This window comes from Rhodococcus sp. EPR-134 (assembly GCF_001647205.1).
In the GTDB taxonomy this organism is placed as follows: Bacteria; Actinomycetota; Actinomycetes; order Mycobacteriales; family Mycobacteriaceae; genus Rhodococcus_F; species Rhodococcus_F qingshengii.
On record NZ_LVCT01000570.1, the window covers coordinates 1 to 1,354 of the forward strand.

Genomic DNA, 1,354 nt, shown 5'->3' on the forward strand with positions numbered 1-1,354 from the left:
GTGGCTCAGTGGCTACGTGGTCCTTCTCTCGCGAGCGCGTAGCACCTTCGAGAAGCCCCGAGTGCGACAGGCACTCGAGCGCATAACCGGAACAGTTCTTCTAGGATTCGGAGCGAAGATCGCGCTCGAAGCGCGCTGAGACGGCAATCGGAAAAGAGTAGACAGTGGGCGCGTGGGGATCGGGACCGTTCGATAACGACGGTGCAGGGGATTTGATCGCGTCCATCGGACACGGTGACTTCACCTTCGAATCGGTGGAGTGGGCATTCGAGGACGACTACCTCGAGGTGGACGGCGGCCAAATCGCCGTCGCCTTGCTCGAATTGGTGTTGATCGTGCGCGCCGATCGCAAACGCGACCCCGCCGCCCAGGACCTCGATCTCGACTCCTTCACCGCGGCTCTGACCAGTGAACGGCTCACCTGGCTGATCGAAATGGTGGAGCGCACCATCGCATCGACCGATTCGGAACTGTTCGAGCTGTGGGACGAGCAGGGACCGGAAGAGCTTGCGTCGTGGCGCGTTCCCGTCGTGGACGGTCTCGAGGATCTGCGCGTTCTGTCGGTCTGATTCCGTCGCCGCTCCATCACGTTTGCTTATCGGGCCACAACGGTTCGGTCTTGGTCAGATGCCCTGGTAGGACCCTATGGTCGAACGGATCACCGAGTGAGAACTGTGGCTCGTCGACGACGGGAATCCACGCTCACCCCGGACCCAGGAGCAGACCATCATGGCGACTTTCGTTCCGGCTGCGCGCGTCGACAGAATCAGGGAGTCGCCGAGTGTGGCTGCCGCACAACGAGTGCGCGAGCTGAAGGCCCAGGGCCGTGAAATACTCGACCTGACCGTCGGGGAGCCCGATTTCGACACACCCGACAACATCAAGTCTGCGGCGATCACTGCGATCAACACGGGTCAGACCAAGTACACCGCAGTCAACGGCATCCCGGCTCTACGCGAGGCAATCGCAGCACGCGCGGCTTCGCGAACCGGAATCCAGTACGCGGACAACCAGATCACCGTCGGCGGCGGCGCGAAACAGGTCATCTTCCTCGCTCTCATGGCGACGGTCGAAGCCGGCGTCGAGGTTATCGTTCCCGCCCCTTACTGGGTTTCGTACCCGGATATGGTCCTCGCTCACGACGGAACTCCGGTGATCGTTCAGTGCGAGGAGTCCGACAACTTTCTTCTCACAGCCGAAGCACTATCCGCTGCAATCACTTCGAACACCAAGTGGGTCATCCTCAATGCCCCGGGCAACCCCACCGGATCTGTGTACACCCGCGAGCAGCTGCAGGCCCTCGCCGAAGTGATCGAGGCCAATCCCCATGTCAGTGTGTTGGTCGACGAGATCT

Annotated in this window: 2 protein-coding genes; both read left to right on the top strand. The window is 61.4% G+C overall.

Going from position 1 to position 1,354, the window contains the following annotated elements; genetic code table 11:
- The first annotated feature begins 164 nt into the window (after window positions 1–164).
- Window positions 165–569 carry a DUF4259 domain-containing protein gene (locus tag A2J01_RS25405; protein ID WP_064113851.1) on the top strand — a complete coding sequence of 135 codons (405 nt, stop codon included), beginning with the start codon at window positions 165–167 and terminating at the stop codon, window positions 567–569.
- A gap of 160 nt (window positions 570–729) precedes the next feature.
- The coding region (locus A2J01_RS25410) for an aminotransferase class I/II-fold pyridoxal phosphate-dependent enzyme (protein ID WP_156519403.1) at window positions 730–1,354 on the top strand (625 nt) is incomplete at its 3' end.